14 protein-coding genes and 1 other annotated feature are annotated in these 17003 nt (G+C 59.8%); of the genes, 12 read left to right on the top strand and 2 right to left on the bottom strand.

Annotated elements, in window-relative coordinates; translation table 11 throughout:
* Window positions 1-8: 8 nt before the first annotated feature.
* From ccsA to hemB, 5 genes are all read left to right on the top strand, one after another.
* On the top strand, window positions 9-824 hold the full coding sequence (gene ccsA, locus ABD76_RS11505; protein WP_197256996.1) for a cytochrome c biogenesis protein CcsA: 816 nt from the start codon (window positions 9-11) through the stop codon (window positions 822-824).
* A 15-nt stretch (window positions 825-839) separates the two neighbouring features.
* Window positions 840-1616 (top strand): precorrin-2 dehydrogenase/sirohydrochlorin ferrochelatase family protein, encoded by a 777-nt coding sequence (locus ABD76_RS11500; RefSeq protein WP_197256987.1) that lies wholly within the window; start codon window positions 840-842, stop codon window positions 1614-1616.
* Window positions 1617-1675: 59 nt separating this feature from the next.
* A complete protein-coding gene (gene hemC / locus ABD76_RS11495; protein ID WP_197256985.1) occupies window positions 1676-2596 on the top strand; it encodes a hydroxymethylbilane synthase in 921 nt (306 codons plus the stop codon).
* 15 nt (window positions 2597-2611) lie between these two features.
* Window positions 2612-4177 carry a uroporphyrinogen-III C-methyltransferase gene (cobA, locus tag ABD76_RS11490; RefSeq protein ID WP_197256983.1) on the top strand — a complete coding sequence of 522 codons (1566 nt, stop codon included), beginning with the start codon at window positions 2612-2614 and terminating at the stop codon, window positions 4175-4177.
* Between the two features lie 105 nt (window positions 4178-4282).
* Entirely contained in the window at window positions 4283-5287 is a 1005-nt protein-coding gene (gene hemB, locus ABD76_RS11485; RefSeq protein ID WP_197256981.1) for a porphobilinogen synthase, read from the top strand.
* An 85-nt stretch (window positions 5288-5372) separates the two neighbouring features.
* Here hemB and ABD76_RS11480 read toward each other — a convergent pair whose 3' ends face one another.
* Window positions 5373-6050: a Crp/Fnr family transcriptional regulator gene (locus ABD76_RS11480; RefSeq protein WP_197256979.1), complete on the bottom strand. Its 678-nt coding sequence runs from the start codon at window positions 6048-6050 to the stop codon at window positions 5373-5375.
* A gap of 81 nt (window positions 6051-6131) precedes the next feature.
* On the opposite strand from ABD76_RS11480, the gene hemL reads away from it, so the two are divergent.
* From hemL to ABD76_RS30415, 3 genes are all read left to right on the top strand, one after another.
* The gene (gene hemL, locus ABD76_RS11475) at window positions 6132-7433 is read left to right on the top strand and encodes a glutamate-1-semialdehyde 2,1-aminomutase (RefSeq protein ID WP_197256977.1); all 1302 of its coding nucleotides are present in this window, start codon (window positions 6132-6134) and stop codon (window positions 7431-7433) included.
* 170 nt (window positions 7434-7603) lie between these two features.
* Window positions 7604-8491, top strand: a complete 888-nt coding sequence (locus tag ABD76_RS11470; RefSeq protein ID WP_197257042.1) for an RluA family pseudouridine synthase — start codon at window positions 7604-7606, stop codon at window positions 8489-8491.
* Window positions 8492-8634: 143 nt separating this feature from the next.
* The gene (locus ABD76_RS30415; protein ID WP_197256975.1) at window positions 8635-10275 is read left to right on the top strand and encodes a LysM peptidoglycan-binding domain-containing protein; all 1641 of its coding nucleotides are present in this window, start codon (window positions 8635-8637) and stop codon (window positions 10273-10275) included.
* Window positions 10276-10359: 84 nt separating this feature from the next.
* Here ABD76_RS30415 and ABD76_RS11460 read toward each other — a convergent pair whose 3' ends face one another.
* Window positions 10360-10524 carry a hypothetical protein gene (locus tag ABD76_RS11460; protein ID WP_197256973.1) on the bottom strand — a complete coding sequence of 55 codons (165 nt, stop codon included), beginning with the start codon at window positions 10522-10524 and terminating at the stop codon, window positions 10360-10362.
* A gap of 158 nt (window positions 10525-10682) precedes the next feature.
* Window positions 10683-10964 (top strand) — a binding site (T-box leader).
* Between the two features lie 35 nt (window positions 10965-10999).
* Here ABD76_RS11460 and ABD76_RS11455 point away from each other — a divergent pair.
* The 4 genes from ABD76_RS11455 to tnpA form a co-directional block, all read left to right on the top strand.
* Complete coding sequence (locus ABD76_RS11455) at window positions 11000-13669, top strand: valine--tRNA ligase (protein ID WP_420901940.1); 2670 nt, start codon at window positions 11000-11002, stop codon at window positions 13667-13669.
* A gap of 91 nt (window positions 13670-13760) precedes the next feature.
* On the top strand, window positions 13761-15146 hold the full coding sequence (locus ABD76_RS11450; RefSeq protein ID WP_197256969.1) for a bifunctional folylpolyglutamate synthase/dihydrofolate synthase: 1386 nt from the start codon (window positions 13761-13763) through the stop codon (window positions 15144-15146).
* Window positions 15147-15152: 6 nt separating this feature from the next.
* Window positions 15153-16529 carry a UDP-N-acetylmuramate--L-alanine ligase gene (gene murC / locus ABD76_RS11445; protein WP_197256967.1) on the top strand — a complete coding sequence of 459 codons (1377 nt, stop codon included), beginning with the start codon at window positions 15153-15155 and terminating at the stop codon, window positions 16527-16529.
* 191 nt (window positions 16530-16720) lie between these two features.
* Window positions 16721-17003: IS200/IS605 family transposase (tnpA, locus tag ABD76_RS11440; RefSeq protein ID WP_197256799.1), on the top strand; the 283-nt coding region annotated here is incomplete at its 3' end.

Below are 17003 nucleotides of genomic sequence, written 5' to 3'. Positions count from 1 at the left end.
AGGTTCATATGTTGACGAATAGCTGGATTTACGATGCGATTATTTACACATATGCCCTGAGCCTTCTGTTTTATTTTTCCGATACCGTTGGGAGGAATCGGAAAGCGAAGCGGATGGGCACAGGGCTTCTTGTTTTTGTATGGGTGCTGCAGACGATTTTTCTCGTTGTGCGCATTATCCGTCACCAGGATGTCCCGATCATCAGCAGCTTTGAGTTTATGTTTCTGTTCTCTTGGCTGCTCGTCACGGCGTCCTTGGCGATCAACCGTTTTTTTTCGATTGAGTATGTCGTATTTTTTGTCAATCTGGTCGGGTTTGCGCTGCTCATTATCAATATGCTGAATGATCCGACATCTTCTTCCGTCATGGCGGAGTGGGAGATGATGCACAATCTGCTTGTCTTTCACATCACGCTTGCCGCCTGCGGCTTCGCGGCCTTGACCGTGGGGGCGATCTTTTCGGGGATGTACGTCTTTTTGCATCACCGTCTGAAGAGAAGGCAATGGTCGGAAGCCGTGCGGCGCTTGCCCAGCCTGGAGCGGATCGAGCGAATGGCTTATTTCGCCGTCATCGTCGGGATTCCGTTCTTCCTGCTCTCCTTGGCGGTGGCCATCGGCGTGGTGCTGCTGGGCAACCGGATTGAGCTTTTGACCGATTTCAAGATTTGGTTCACTTTGATCGCGCTTGCTCTTTATTTTTCCTATTTTTGGGTCCGGACCCGCGCCTTATTGACAGGATTTCGGCTCGCTTTGTGGAATGTAGGATGTTATGCGTTTATGGTATTGAATTTCAGCTTGAATTCCTTATCGGCATTTCATCGCTAAATGGGAGTGGAGAACATGGAGCATACGGACGATCCCTGCCCGCTGTATCCGCTGATGCTTCGACTGGCCGGGCGCCGTTGCGTCGTGATTGGTGGCGGGTCCGTTGCCGCACGCAAAGTAACGTCATTGCTGGCCAGCGGCGCCGAAGTCACGGTAGTCAGCCCGAGGCTGACGCCGGAGCTTGGGCGCTTGGCGCATGAGGGGCGGATTGCTTGCCGGGAACGCGAATACGAGCCGGCCGACGTCGAGGGAGCCCTGCTCGTATTCGCGGCCACGGATCGTCCGGCCGTGAATGAACGGGTGGCGGAGGATGCCCGCCGGGCCGGGGCGCTAATCAATATGGCGCATGATCCGGAGGGCAGCGACTTCGCCAATCCCGGTTCCGCGCGGAGAGGGATGGTTCAGGTGGCGGTCTACGCGGGCGGAGCGAGCCCGACGTTGACCCGCCGGCTTACGGCGAAGCTGGCCGGGCAGGTGGATGACGGGCTGGCCGATCTGGCGGCCCGTCTCTCTTCGGCCCGCCGGGATACGCGAGCCCGCATCGAGGCGCCGGAACGCCGTCATGAGCTGTTGCGCCGGTATGCCAGCGATTGCTGGCAGGCCTACGAGCAGGGCAAGGAAGCACCCGTTTGGCACGAATGGCTCGAATGCCGGTATCCGGGTGAGCTGACCTCGCCTGGCACGAATGGGGTGTCTGAGAGGGATGAATCGCCTGGCACGAGCAGAGCGCCTGGCGGGCAAGGACCGTCTCACGCGGAAGCGGAGGCGGACGGCAAGGTGCCGCGCGGGTGAGGCAGCACACGGCGGAACAGCATTAGCAGGCTATCAGGCAGGCAATAAGGAGGATTCATATGCGTACAATTATCGTGGGAACCCGGCAGAGCGCCTTGGCGCTTACCCAGACCGGCCATGTCATCTCCGCGCTGGAAGCGATCTGCGCGCGGGAGGGCTTGCCCTACCGGTTCGAGATTCGAAAAATCGTGACCAAAGGGGACCGCATCCTGGACGTTACGCTGTCGAAGGTCGGCGGCAAGGGATTGTTCGTCAAGGAGATCGAGCAGGCTCTGGCGGATCGCGAGATAGATATGGCGGTCCACAGCATGAAGGACATGCCGTGGCAGCTTCAGGAAGGACTGATGGTCGGAGCCGTTCCGAAGCGGGAGGATCCGCGCGACGGCTTGATCATGAAGTCGGGAAGCTCCTTGGACGATCTGCCGCAGGGGGCAACGGTCGGCACGAGCAGTCTGCGCCGCTCTTGTCAGCTCCAGGCGCTGCGGCCTGACTTGAAGATTGTGCCCCTGCGCGGCAATATCGACACCCGCCTGCGCAAGCTGGAGACGGAGGGGCTGGATGCCATCGTGCTGGCGGCCGCGGGGCTTCACCGCATGGGATGGCAGGATCGCATCACCTCCTATTTGTCCGAGGAGGAGTGCGTGCCCGCGGTAGGGCAAGGCGCCCTCGGCATTGAATGCCGCGAGGAAGATGAAGACCTCCGCAAGCTGCTGGAGTGCTATCATGATGCGGATACCGCCCGCACGGTGCAGGCGGAGCGGGCTTTTCTCGGCCGGCTCAACGGCGGCTGCCAGGTGCCGATCGGCGCGCATGCGGTGCTGGTCGGAGCCGGAGGTACGGTGCGGCTGACCGGATTGGTCGGTTCCGCCGAAGATGGAACGATATTGAGAGAAACGATGGAAGGGGAACATCCCGAATCGCTCGGTGTTGCGGCCGCTCAGCGGCTGCTGGATCGCGGCGCGGACCGGATGCTGCCTTAAAAGGGGAGATATCGGATGGAGCAGCACCCCCGCCCGAAGGGCGTCGTCTATTTGGTCGGCGCCGGGCCCGGAGATGCCGGATTGATTACGGTAAAAGGCCTTCGCTGTCTGCAGGAAGCGGATGTCGTCGTCTATGACCGCTTGGCAGGTCCGCGTCTGATGCAGTACGCCAAGCGCGGAGCCCGGAAAATTTATGTAGGGAAGCTGCCGGATCGCCATGCGATGAAGCAGGAAGACATTAACCGGCTGCTCGTCGATCTGGCCTTGGAGGGGCATGCCGTGACCCGCCTGAAGGGCGGTGACCCATGCGTATTCGGACGCGTGGGCGAGGAGGCGGCCTTGCTGGCGGAGCATGGGATTCGCTATGAGATCGTCCCTGGCGTAACCTCCGCCGTGGCGGCGCCGGCGTATGCCGGCATTCCGGTGACCCACCGGAATCGCGCGTCGTCCTTCTGCGTCGTTACCGGACATGAGAGTCCGGACAAGCTGGACGAGATGATCGAATGGGACAAGCTGACACAAGCGACAGGGACGCTGCTCTTTCTGATGGGCGTAGCGAAGCTTCGCTATATCGCGGAGCGGCTGATGGACCACGGGCGGGCACCGGATACGCCGGTGGCGCTCGTCCGCTGGGGAACGCGGGCGGAGCAGGAGACGATCACCGGCACGCTGGCCACGATTGCCGATGAGGTGGAGCGGGCCGGCTTCGCTTCGCCGGCCGTCATCGTCGTCGGCGAGGTCGTGCTGGAGCGGGAGCGCCTGCAATGGGCGGAGAGCCGCCCGCTGTTCGGCCGGCGCGTGCTGGTGACGCGCGCCCGGGACCAGGCGAGCGAGCTGACGCGCCGGATTGAGGATGCCGGCGGGGAAGCGTATGAGTATCCGGTTATCGAGCTCCGCATGCCGGAATCGCCGGTCGCCCGCGAAGCGCTTAGCCATGCGCTCGCCCGGCCGGAAGCGTATGACTGGCTCGTGCTGACGAGCGTCAACGGCGTTCGCTTCTGGTTCCGCCATCTCCGGGAGCATGGGGCGGATATTCGCCAGTGGGCCCATGTGCGCATCGTCTCGGTCGGGCCGAAGACGACGGAGGCGCTGCGGGAATACGGAATCCAACCGGATATTGCCGCAGCCCAATTCAGCCAGGAGGGCGTCTGGGAAGCGTTGCGTCCTCACGCGACAACCGGGCAGCGGGTGCTGCTCGCGCGCGGAGACTTGTCCCGGCCCTGGCTCAGAGAGACGATGGAAGCGCATGGGCTGCATGCGGACGAGGTGGATCTGTACGAGACGGCGCTCCCGGAGGAAGACGACCCGGAGCTGGTCGAGATGCTGGAGCAGCAAATGATTCATATCGTGACGTTCACCAGTTCCTCGACCGTGACCAATCTGCTGGCGGCGCTGCGCCGGATGGGGATGGACGATCCGGCCCAGGCGCTGCGCGGCGCGCAGATTGCCTGCATCGGAGAGATTACGGCGCGGACGGCCCGGGAAGCCGGACTGCATGTCGACGCGACCGCGGCTTCCTCGACGATCGATGGGCTGATGGAGGCCATGTTGGAGTTAGGCAAGGTGAAGAAGACAGTATAAGGGCGAGTTCAAAAAGGCCGCTTGGCCTCACCGCCAAGGCGGCTTGAGCTCGACGGGCAGGTTTTTCCGAAGAACCTCGATAATTTTTGCAAGGAGGCAATCAATATGGCATATCCGACAACACGGCTCCGCCGCCTGCGGGGGACGGCGGCCATTCGCAATATGGTGAGAGAGACGGTGATTACCCCGCATGATCTCATCATGCCTGTATTTGTAACCTGCGGCACCGGAATCAAGGAAGAGATTGCATCGATGCCGGGCATCTATCATTTCTCGCTCGATCTGCTCGATGCCGAAATCGATGAGATCGCGGCGCTGGGCATTCCGGCGATCGTGCTCTTCGGCGTGCCGGAGACGAAGGATGCGGCAGGAAGCTCCGCGTTTGCAGAGGATGGAATCGTGCAGCGGGCGACGCGCCAGATCAAGGCCCGCCATCCGGAGCTGCTCGTTATCGCGGATACATGCCTGTGCCAATATACGGATCATGGCCATTGCGGGATGATTCATGTGCATGAGGCCAACGGCGTGAAGACCGGAATCGTGGACAATGACGAGTCGCTCGCTTATTTGGTCCGCACGGCGGTCTCCCAAGCCGCGGCAGGCGCCGACATTATCGCGCCTTCCAATATGATGGACGGCTTTGTGCACGCCATTCGGGCCGGCTTGGACGAGGCGGGCTTCGAATCGGTTCCGATCATGTCCTATTCGGTCAAATACGCCTCCGCTTTTTATGGCCCGTTCCGGGATGCGGCTCATTCCGCGCCGCAGTTCGGCGACCGCAAGACGTACCAGATGGATCCGGCCAATGCGCGCGAAGCGCTGCGTGAAGCGGAAGCGGATGTCGCCGAAGGGGCGGACATGCTGATGGTGAAGCCGGCGATGGCCTATATGGATATTATCCGCACGCTGAAGGAACAATTCGATCTGCCGGTCGTCGCGTATAACGTCAGCGGCGAATATTCCATGGTCAAGGCGGCTGCCCGCATGGGCTGGATCGATGAGAAAGCCGTGACGATGGAGCTGCTGGTCGGCCTCAAAAGATCGGGAGCGGATACAATCATTACTTACCATGCGAAGGACGCGGCCCGCTGGCTGAAGGAAGCGGAGTAAGGCACCGGGTTCTCCCGGCATGACAATAACCCCCGGACGATCCGCCTTGGCGGTCATCTGGGGGTATGAATTATCGGATAGAGCGTCAGTTGATATATGGGCTCTGGAACAGCTTGGACACATCGATCGTGTATTGCGAATGGCCCAGCGACAAGATGCGCTGCTGTTCCAAATCGCGGATCACCTGTTCCAGCACGGTGCGGTGCACGCCGGCCAGTCCGGCCATCGCGTCCGGATCGAATGCGTGGGGAATGTGGATTTTGTCGCCCTGCCGCTTGCCTTCATGCTGGGCGATGCGGACAATGTTCTTGACGACCCGGCTCGGCGCGTCAAGGAATGTCAGCTCCGAGACATGGCCGTTCGTCGAGCGCAGACGGCTGCAGAGCTGAATCATAATCTGCTTGGCGATGTCGTAGTGCGCACGCATCATCAGATGGAAGCTCTCGGAATTGACGGTGAGCAGCACGGTGTCTTCCAGTGTCTCGGCCGTCGCGGAGCGGGGCTTGCCGTCGATGAGGGCCAGCTCGCCGAAGCTGTCTCCCGCCTGGAAGACGGCGAGCGTCTTTTGCAGGCCTTGCCGGCTGGAAGTGTAGATTTTGACCGTCCCCCGCATGACGATACAGAAGGTATCGCCCGGCTCGCCTTGCTGGAAGAGCGTCGTATGCGGGTGATATTCGCGGCGAGAGGTGATGGAAGCGACGATATCGAGCTGTTCATCGCTGAGATCAGTGAATAATGGAACCCTTTTCAGTAACTCTATCATGTCTACTCCCTCTTTTGTCCGTAAGCATTTTGTACTAGTGTATCATACATCTGAGGAATAAATATAGGAGGAGCAATACCCATGACGGAAAAATTATCTACGCGCCGCGATGCCCGTTCCCGCGCCGCATTTGAGGAAGCCAAGCAGTACATACCCGGCGGCGTGAACAGTCCGGTCCGGGCCTTCAAATCGGTCGGCCTGACCCCGGTCTATGTGGAGCGCGGCAGCGGCTCCCGCATTTTTGATATCGACGGCAACGAATTTATCGATTATGTCTGCTCCTGGGGACCGCTTATCGTCGGGCATGCCCATCCGCAGGTCGTGCAGGCGATTCAGGAGACGGCGGCCAAGGGGACGAGCTTCGGCGCTCCGACCGAGCTGGAGACGATGATGGCCAAGACGGTGGTGGAGCGGGTGCCTTCCGTCGATATCGTGCGCATGGTCAATTCCGGCACGGAAGCGACGATGAGCGCGCTTCGCCTCGCCCGCGGCATTACGAAGCGAAGCAAAATCTTGAAATTCGAAGGCTCCTATCACGGGCATGCGGACAGCCTGCTCATCAAGGCGGGCTCCGGCGTGGCGACGTTGGGCCTCCCCGACAGTCCGGGCGTGCCGGAAGGCGTGGCCAGCAATACGATTACGGTGCCGTACAACGATCTGGAAGGCGTCAAGCTCGCCTTCGAACGCTTCGGCGAGGAGCTGGCGTGCGTCATTGTCGAGCCGGTCGCGGGAAATATGGGCGTCGTGCCGCCGCAGCCGGGCTTCCTGGAAGGGCTTCGCGCATTGACGGAGCAATACGGCAGCCTGCTTATCTTCGATGAAGTCATGACCGGCTTCCGCGTTGGCTACCACTGCGCGCAAGGCCGCTTCGGCGTTACGCCGGATCTGACCTGCTTCGGCAAGGTCATCGGCGGAGGCTTGCCGGTCGGCGCTTACGGCGGCAAGCGGGAATATATGGAGCAGGTGGCGCCGAGCGGACCGATTTATCAGGCGGGCACGCTGAGCGGCAACCCGTTGGCGATGGCGGCCGGCTATACGACGCTGTCGCTGTTGACGCCGGAAGTGTACGAGGAGCTGGAGCGCAAGGCGGCCAAGCTTGAGGAAGGCTTCCTGCGGAACGCCCGCGATACCGGCATCGCCTGCACGATTAACCGGGTCGGTTCGATGGTCTGCCCTTTCTTCACCGATCAACCGGTCACCAATTTCGATTCCGCGCGCACCTCCGATCTGGAGCGTTTCCGCCGCTATTTTGCCGAGCTGCTTAATCGGGGCGTCAACATCGCGCCATCTCAGTTCGAAGGCATGTTCGTCTCGACGGCGCATACCGATCAGGATCTGGATGCGACGATCGAGGCGCATTATGAAGCGTTAAAACGTCTGTAGGAGCATATCCGGCCCCGGGTGTCAGCCGAAGTTGACACGGCGGCCGGTTTTTTATGAAGAGGAAGCACGGCGGATCCCGTGGCTGGTCGGTATAGGGGACAGTACAGCGGACAGTACAGTCGGCAAGCGCGGGAAGTCCGCGAATTCGAATGAAAAGGAGGTCTTTGATGATGGCGATCGGATGGAGGCGGCGGGGCGAATGGGCGGAGTTCATGCCGGAGCGGCGCATACTGGCGTCGGAGGATGCCTTGCGCGCATGGCTGCTGGAGACGCTTCGCATGCCGCCGAACATGCTGCGGCAGATGCTGGCGGAGGATAAAATCCGCACAGCCGGTGATCGGCTGCGGCTGCATCTGTTCCCGGAGGAAGCGATGACGACAGAGCCGGCGGATGAGCCCGCCGAGATTCTATATGAAGACGATGCCGTGCTGGTCGCTTACAAGCCTGCCGGGATGGCGGTGCATGCCACGACAACAGAGCAGGAGAGAAGGCGGAACAGTCTGGCGCATGCGGTCGCATGCCATTACGCATGGACGGGCCAATCGCTGCGCGTCCGCCATATTCACCGCCTGGATACGGATACGACAGGTCCGGTGCTGATCGCGAAGCATGCGCTGCCGCATGCGGTATTGGATGCCGACATGCGCAGCAAGGCGATTCGCCGCAGCTACGCGGCGATCGTTCACGGGTGCCCGCGCACGCGCGCCGGGACGATCGATGCGCCGATCGGCAAAGATCGGCATCATCCGTCCCGCCGCCGGGTGAGCCCGACCGGATCTCCTGCCATAACCCATTACGCCGTGGAGCAGGCCGGCCGGGAGCTAACGCTGGTCAGGCTCCGGCTGGAGACCGGGAGGACGCATCAGATTCGCGTCCATATGAGCCATATCGGCCATCCGCTGGCCGGAGACACGCTGTACGGCGGAGATGGCCGGCTGTTCGGGCGGCAGGCGCTTCACGGGGAAGCGCTGACCTTCCGCCATCCGCTGTCGGGCGAATGGCTGGAGATTCAGGCGCCGTGGCCCGAAGACATGGCGCGCCTGCGCCAAAAAATATAGTCATGCTCCTCCTTTTCCGTCCATATACATGAAGTAGTGAACCGAGTCTGATGTCGCGCCGGCCAAGAAGACATGCATCCGGGTCAGGGGAAGATTCGCGATCACGGCGGAGATCAGAAGTACTGCGGGAGGAGGAGCAGTCCGTGTATGAGGAAGCATATGGCTTAAGATTTGATATTTATGAACGGGTTCATTTATCCGACGAGTGTGTCGGTATCGTCCAATTGGAAGAGGTTGAACTCACGCCCCACATTCAGGTGATCCCGGCCGGAGATCAAGTGACGGTGCGGGGCAGCCTGCTGCTGGCGGGCGTCTATGAGGGAGACGACGAAGGCCGGGTCAGCCAGTCGCTGGAGCATTGGATTCCGGTGGAGATTACGCTGCCGCTCAACCGGATTCGGAGCTTGGAGGATATTTCCGTCGACATTGAGCACTTCGATGTCGATCTGTTGTCTGCCCGATCTCTTAACATTACGGGCATATTGTCGCTCAAGGGCATCGCGATGGAGCCGGCGGAACCGTCAAGCTGGGAGCCGGAGCAGTTCACGGTCGTCCATCAGACGGAGGAGGAGCGCGGGGAGGATGAACCGGAGTGGCTTCGGGATTATGGAGAAGAACCGGCGCCGAGTCCGGAGGCGCTTGATGCCATGGCCCGCATCCGTTCGTTGGCCGACGGCGCCGAGCAGCGCGAAGAAGAAGGGCAAGCTGTCCCCGAACCGGCAGCCGAGGCTGTGCGCGAGAAGACGTATTCCGATTATATCGATCAGATAGGAGAATCGAAGAAGGCTGAGGCGACACCGGAAGCGGAAGAGGCCGAACCGGAGCAGGACCCGGGCCGAACCGAGCTTACCTGGGATCATGCGCCATGGGCCTTTCCAAGCGTAACGGATTTGCCGCCTGCGGCGCCGAAGGCCGTGGCTGAAGCGGAGGCATCCGGGGAGACATCCGGCGCGGACAGCGGCGAACAGGGCGAGCCGGAGCACCGCGGGCTCGACGAGGAGGAAGCCGAACCGGAAGCGGAGGAGAAGACGGCCGAAGCGCCTGCGGGCCGCACCGGTGAGGAGGCGGCGAAGTGGAATCTGCCGGAGCCGCAGACCGCGGCTGCAACTGCGCCTGAGCCGGAGGCGAAGCCTGCGTCAGCGCCGGAGCCTGCACTCGAGGCGCAGACGGAGCCCCGGGCGGAAGAGAAGCCGGCCGAAGCGTCGGTATCGGCCGGCTCCGCTGCCGATGTGTCCGACGCCTCTGTCTCCCAAACTTCTGTCTCTGAAGCCTCCGTTGCAGAGGCGGACGTATCCGAAGAGCAGACGGCGGCGGAGGCGATTCCGCGCGAGGAGCCGGAGGCCGAGCCGGTTGGGGATGCCCCCGCATCCGCCAGCGCTGCGGACGCCAAGCCGGAGATGAAGATCGCGATCAACAGCTCCAAGCCGGCAGACGCGCCGGCCGCGAGCGGAGTCGGCTTCAGCTCCCTGCTGCAATCAAGCCGGCAGACGAAGGAGCGGGAGCAGCGGGAAGCCGAGATGAAGCAGGCCGAGGAAGAAGCGGCGCTGGAAGCGGCCAAGGTGACGACCGGCGACGATGTGAAGTGGCAGTCCCTGTTCCTGCAGCGGGTGAACGATGAGCACAGCTTCAAAAAAGTCCGCATGTGCATCGTCCAGCGGGAAGAGACGCTGGATACGATCGCGGATCGCTATCAGATGAATACGAATGAAATCGTGCTGTATAACCGCCTGCCCGACCAGAACGTGACGGAAGGCCAGGTGCTGTATATTCCGGTGACCTCCTGAACCGGGACACAATAGACCCGTCCGGCGAACCTCGCTGACGGGTCTTGTATGTGGTATGCGCATCCGGAAGGGCTGGCCGCGAGCTCAGAATACATCAATGACAAATGCGATAAACACGAGGAACAGCGCGAACAGCAAAAACACATCGAGCCCGGTTGGGAGAAGCAGAGTCCGGACAAACTGCAGGCAGATAAGCGGAAAAAGGACTCCTTTTACCGAATGACGAATACGCCACCACCAACGTTCCATACGAGGACCACCTCCTATAGTACATGTTATGAAAGTGGAAAATCGGGATATGACTAATACGAAGAACGATTTGAAGCCGTCTATTGACTCATGTGGAGAGCGAAGGTAAAATATATCGTAAATATGTGGTTGTCAGCGCGTGTCGCTGATGCCGCGAAGCAAAGACGTCGAACAGGAAGAGTAAGCGTCAAGGCCCCTTACAGAGAGCAGAGCGATGAGGTGTAACGCCTGCAGGAGCGTCCCGCTGAAGTCACCTGGGAGTTGCCCGTTTGAACGCGTCACGGTAGTGTATGAGCCCGGTGCTCGACATGTTCCGCCGCGCTAGAAGGGGACGGCCGCAACCGTTACATGCAGTGGAGTGCCGCCGCGTTCATGCCCATCATGAGACGCTTGGCGGAATTAAAGGTGGTACCACGGAAGTTGAACCTTTCGTCCTTTGCGGCGGAAGGTTTTTTTATTTGTCATAACGGAGGGAATGCTTATGTCAGAAAGTCAGGAACAGTTGTCCATGCCGACCACATATGATCCGAAGGCGGCGGAACAGAAATGGTACGCTTATTGGCAGGAGGGCGAATATTTCAAAGCCGGCCGCCGGCCGGATGCTGAACCCTACACGATCGTGATCCCGCCGCCGAACGTAACCGGGATGCTGCATATCGGGCATGCGCTCGATTTTACGCTGCAGGATATCATTATCCGCTCCAAGCGGATGCAGGGCTATGATGCCCTCTGGCTGCCCGGTTCCGACCATGCCGGCATCGCGACGCAGACGAAGGTGGAGCAGAAGCTGCGGGAAGAGGGGGTTACCCGTTACGATCTGGGCCGCGAGAAGTTCCTGGAGCGCGTCTGGGAGTGGAAAGACTCCTATGCCGCAACGATTCGCGAGCAGTGGGCGAAGATGGGCTTCTCGCTCGACTATTCCCGCGAGCGCTTCACGCTCGATGAAGGGCTGTCCCGCGCGGTTCGGGAAGTATTCGTGAAACTGTACGAAAAAGGGCTCATTTACCGCGGCAAGTACATTATTAACTGGGATCCGGCAGCCCGCACGGCGCTGTCCGATATCGAGGTTGAATATAAAGAAGTGCAGGGCCACCTCTATCATTTGAAGTATCCGCTGAAGGACGGCAGCGGTTCGATTACGGTCGCGACGACCCGTCCGGAGACGATGCTGGGCGACACCGCGGTAGCCGTTCATCCGGAGGACGAGCGTTACAAGCATATGATCGGCAAGATGCTGGTGCTGCCGATTGTCGGCCGGGAGATCCCGATTATCGCCGACGAGTACGTCGACATGGAATTCGGCAGCGGCGCGGTGAAGATTACGCCGGCGCACGACCCGAACGACTTCGAGATGGGGCTGCGCCACGACCTGCCGCAGATTAATGTCATGGATGAGAGCGGCACGATGAATGAAGCGGCCGGCTCCTATCAAGGACTGGATCGCGCGGAGTGCCGCAAGCAGATCGTCAAGGATCTGCAGGCGCTAGGCGTGCTTATCAAGATCGAGGACCATGTCCATCAGGTCGGGCACAGCGAGCGGACGGGCGCGGTCGTCGAGCCGTACTTGTCGACGCAGTGGTTCGTCAAGATGAAGCCGCTGGCCGAGGCCGCTATCGAGGCGCAGAAGAACGGCCAAGGTGTCCGCTTCGTTCCGGAGCGCTTCGAGAAAACGTATCTGCAGTGGATCGAAAATGTGCGCGACTGGTGCATTTCCCGTCAGCTCTGGTGGGGTCACCGCATTCCGGCTTGGTACTGCGAGGACTGCGGACATATGACCGTCGCGCGCGAAGATGCCGCTTCCTGTTCCTCCTGCGGCAGCGCGAAGCTGAGACAGGACGAGGATGTGCTGGACACCTGGTTCAGCTCGGCCTTGTGGCCTTTCTCTACGCTCGGCTGGCCGGAGCAGACGGACGACCTGAAGCGTTATTATCCGACGAGCGTGCTGGTGACGGGCTATGACATCATTTATTTCTGGGTAGCGCGCATGATTTTCACCGCTCTTGAATTCACGGGCGAGATTCCGTTCAAGGATGTGCTTATGCACGGCTTGGTGCGCGATGCCGACGGACGCAAAATGTCGAAGTCGCTCGGCAACGGCGTCGATCCGCTTGAAGTTATCGAGAAATACGGTGCGGATGCGATGCGCTTCATGATCTCGACGAGCAGCACGCCGGGACAGGATCTGCGCTTCCGTTGGGAACGGGTGGAGCAGGCGCGCAATTTCGCGAACAAGATCTGGAACGCGTCCCGCTTCGCTTTGATGAACCTGGAAGGCTTCACTTATGAAGACATTGATCTGTCCGGCAAGCTTGGCACCGCGGATCGCTGGATTCTCCACCGTCTGAACGAGACGGCACGCGACATTACGCGTCTGATGGACGCCTATGAATTCGGGGAGACCGGCCGCGTCCTGTACAACTTCATCTGGGACGATCTGTGCGACTGGTATATCGAATTCGCCAAGCTCAGCCTGTATAACGGCGATGCGGCGGCCAAGAAGACGACGCAATCGGTGCTGGCCTACGTTCTTGATCGGACGCTGCGCATGATTCATCCGTTCATGCCATTCATCTCCGAGGAGATATGGCAGCATCTGCCGCATGAGGGCGAGACGATTACGCTGGCGGCCTGGCCGGAATACGACGCCGCTTTCGAAGCGCCGGATGCCGTGCGCGAGATGTCGCTCCTTATGGATATGATCCGGGCGGTGCGGAATATTCGGGCGGAAGTGAATGTGCCGATGAGCAAAAAAATCGAGCTGCTCGTCAAGCCGGCGAATGCGGAATATGAGCGGAACATTAACGACAATCTCGAGTACGTGGAACGCTTCTGCGGCACGTCCAAGCTGTCCGTCGACCTGAATGCGTCCGCCCCGGGCAAGGCGATGACGGCCGTCGTGACGGGAGCCGAGCTGTACCTGCCGCTGGCGGGCCTCATCGACATCGAGCAAGAGATCGCGCGGCTGGAGAAAGAGGTCGAGCATCTGAACAAGGAAGTGGAACGCGTCGAGAAAAAGCTGTCCAACGAGGGCTTTATGGCGAAGGCGCCGGAAAAGGTCGTGGCGGAAGAACGCGCGAAGCTGCAGGATTACAGCGGCAAGCGCGACAAGGTGATGGCGCGCATTGCGGAATTGAGAGAAGTGTAATCGAGACTGCCATTGAACGGCCGAACCGCTGGGGATTTGTCTCCATGACGGTTCGGCCGTCGATGAGTTCATAGGTAAGGATGAATTGCTTATGTCGGACAACCAACGAACGAACCTGTCTGCTGCCACGGACTCCTTCGCGACGGCGGAAGCTGCCATTGATTGGATTAATTCTTTGATTCCTTTTGGCATCCGTCCCGGATTGGAGCGGGTCGAGCTCATGATGGAGAAGCTCGGCCATCCGCATCGCCGCCTGAAGTTCATCCATGTGGCCGGAACGAATGGGAAAGGCTCCACCTGCGCGCTGCTGACCAGCGTGCTGATGGCCAACGGCTACGATGTCGGCACCTTTACTTCGCCGTATATTGAGAAATTTACGAACCGCTTCAAATACAATAATGAAGATATTCCGGAGGAGACGCTGCTCCGCCTGGCCAATGAATTGAAGCCGCTGGTGGACGAGATCGCGGCGACGCCGCTCGGCTCGCCGACGATGTTCGAGGTCTCGACGGTGCTGGCCATTTGCTACTATGCAAAGGTGGCTTTCCCTGACGTTGTCGTGCTGGAGACCGGATTGGGCGGCCGGCTGGACGTTACCAATATCGTTACGCCCATCGTCTCGGTTATTACGAATATCGGGCATGATCATATGGATATTTTGGGCGACACGATCGAGCAGGTGGCGGCGGAGAAGGCCGGCATTATCAAGCCCGGCGTCCCGATTGTCAGCACGGTGGAGCAGCCGGAGGCGATCGAGGTCATTCGCCGTACGGCTGCGGAGCGCCGCTCCACGCTGTACTTGATGGGCGAACAGTTCCGCTTCGAGGCGCTTCATTCCGTGGAGAACGAACAGACCTTCCATTTCTATGGGCCGTTCCGGGAGCTGGAGAATTTGACGATTACGCTGAACGGCGCGCATCAGATGAAGAATGCCGCCGTGGCGCTTATGGCGCTCGAGGTGCTGAGACAGTATATGGCCTTCCGGGTGGATGACGAGGAGCTCCGGGCGGGCCTCCGCAGCGCGGCCTGGCCGGGAAGACTGGAAATGGTAAGCGAGCGGCCCCGCATCCTGCTGGACGGAGCTCATAATCCGGAAGGGGCCGAGACGCTGGCTCAGGCGCTGCGCGACACGTACCGTTACAAGCGGCTGCATGTGATGATGGGGATGCTGTCCACCAAGAATCATCATGATGTGCTGCGTCATATACTTCCTTTAGCGGATACTCTCATTTTTACGGAACCGGATTTCCGCAAGAAGATGAGTGCGGAGAACTTGAGTCATATTGCAGAAGAATTGCTGGCAACAGCCTCGCGCCGCCCACAGATTGCAGTAGAGCCGAACTGGCGCGAGTCCCTAGAACGGCTCAAGGCGATGACCGAACCAGGCGATCTGGCTGTGGTCACCGGCACATTATATTTGATTGCGGACGTTCGCTCGTACGTCTTGCATCGGACCGAATCGGAAAAAGGTTGGTGAGTTCGTGTGAAGACGACGGAACATATTCATTTTATCGGCATCGGGGGCTATGGGATGAGCGCCATCGCCCGCGTCATGCTGCAAATGGGATACGCCGTCTCCGGGTCCGACGTGGCCGCATCCGAGGCGACGGAGAAGCTGCAGGCCCAAGGAGCGACGGTACATATCGGGCATGATGCCGATTATGTCGGAGATGCCGACATTGCCGTATACTCTACGGCTTGCCCGGTCGATAATGTGGAGCGTGTCGCGGCGGAGCGGCGGGGCATTCCCGTCCTGCACCGCTCACAGATGCTGGCGAAGCTGCTGAACGCGAAGAAGGGCGTGGCGGTCGCCGGGGCGCACGGCAAGACGACGACATCGTCGATGATTGCGTTCGTGCTCGAGCGCTGCGGGGCCGATCCGACTTATATCATCGGAGGAGAGGTGACGAACCTGGGCACGAACGCCCGGGCGGGCAGCGGCGAATTCGTCGTCGCCGAGGCCGATGAGAGCGATGGCTCGTTCCTCGCTTACCAGCCTTATATTCCGGTTATTACGAATATTGAAGCCGATCATTTGGAGAACTATGAGGGCGATTTTGAGCGGCTCAAAGCGGCGTATGTCCAGTTCCTGTCCCAGCGCAATCCAGACGGGATCGCCGTGCTGTGCGCCGATGATCCGATCCTGCGCAGCATGGCGGAGCGGCTTGGGCAAGGGGGGGTCACCTACGGCATCGACGAGGCTGCAGACTATACGGCAGACGAGATCTACTCCGCGGGTCGCGGCATGACGTTCCGGATGCGCCATCGCGGCGAGACGCTGGGCAGCGTCCGTCTGTCCATCCCGGGACGGCACAATGTGCTGAATGCGATGGCTACGCTGATCGTCGCGATGCAGGCGGGAATCTCCTTCGAGAGAGCCGCCGGCGCGATTAGCGAATTTATCGGCGCGAAGCGCCGCTTTCAAGTTGTCGGGGAAGAGGGCGGCATTTTGGTCGTCGATGATTATGCTCATCATCCGACAGAGATTGAAGCGACCCTGGCGGCGGCCAAGGCGACTGGGCGCCGGCTCGTGGCCGTATTTCAGCCGCAGCGGTATTCGCGGACCTATTTCCTGTTCGAGCAGTTCAGCCGCGCCTTCAGGGAGGCGGATGAACTGATTGTGACCGATATTTATTCGCCGGCAGGAGAGAAGCCGATTGAAGGCGTTACGGCCGCCGCGCTCGTGAACCGGATTCGGGAGAACAGCAACGGGCAGGCGCAATATATCGCCAGCAAGGACGACGCCTTGGAGCGGCTGAAGGCGCTTGTGCAGCCAGGGGATCTGGTGCTGACAATGGGCGCGGGCGATATATGGAAGACCGCATACGCATTGACTGCGGCTGTAAAAGAGCGGATGTAGCTGAAACGACAGAAGGAGACCATTCCGGCGGAATGGCCTCCTTTTTTTCTTTGGGCTTTAGCCCGTTGAGTGCGTGAAACGCACGAAACAAAAAACCACCCGCTATGCGGGTGGAGGGATCGAGGGTTTGACCAACAAGACCATCCCGATAAAATTGAGATGTTCAGGCTCAATGAAAGGAATGGTCTTAGATGGCAAACAAGAACTATAGTCTAGCTCACACGAAGTGGATGTGCAAATACCACATTGTGTTCACCCCGAAGTATAGACGGAAAGAGATTTATAATCAAGTGAGAAAAGACTTGATTGAAATCTTCAAGCGTTTATGTAAATACAAGGGAGTGGAGATCTTAGAAGGTCACATGATGCCAGATCATGTACATATGCTAGTAGCGATTCCTCCAAAAATCTCAGTATCATCATTCATGGGATATCTGAAGGGAAAAAGCTCACTGATGATATTCGAGAAGCATG

It is taken from the genome of Paenibacillus dendritiformis (genome assembly GCF_015845845.1).
In the GTDB taxonomy this organism is placed as follows: domain Bacteria; phylum Bacillota; class Bacilli; order Paenibacillales; family Paenibacillaceae; genus Paenibacillus_B; species Paenibacillus_B dendritiformis_C.
This window is presented reverse-complemented; position numbering and strand designations above follow the sequence as displayed.